The sequence below is a fragment of the Shewanella sp. AS1 genome (assembly GCF_021412565.1).
GTDB lineage: Bacteria > Pseudomonadota > Gammaproteobacteria > Enterobacterales > Shewanellaceae > Shewanella.
The window spans coordinates 1-280 of the sequence record NZ_JAKCLJ010000137.1; the positions used below are offsets into that span (position 1 = coordinate 1).

General features: G+C 66.8%; 1 pseudogene. It reads right to left on the minus strand.

Annotation, left to right across the window (positions count from 1 at the left end):
• Positions 1-280 (minus strand): annotated as a pseudogene (locus LZP69_RS16400) (hypothetical protein); the annotation flags it as partial.

The following is a 280-nucleotide window of genomic DNA, read 5'->3' on the forward strand; positions in this document are numbered from 1 at the left end:
CCGCGCTCCAGCCGAAGCGCGCATCGGGGGCGTCGGCGTTGTCCTTGAACGGCATCTCCAGCGTCAGGGACAGGCAACCGAAGGTGTGGCCGATGTACTTGGAGGCCAGCTTCAGGACGTCGTCCTTGTACTTGGCGGGCGAATACCCGTGGACAGTCTGGAAGTCGGGACTGGCGCCGCCGAAATCGGCGGCAAAGCGCTCCTGCGCGGCGCGCTGGCGCTCGCTGAAGTCCGGCAGCATCTCGCAGCCGGCGACGAACACGTAGGGCAGGTTCTCGTC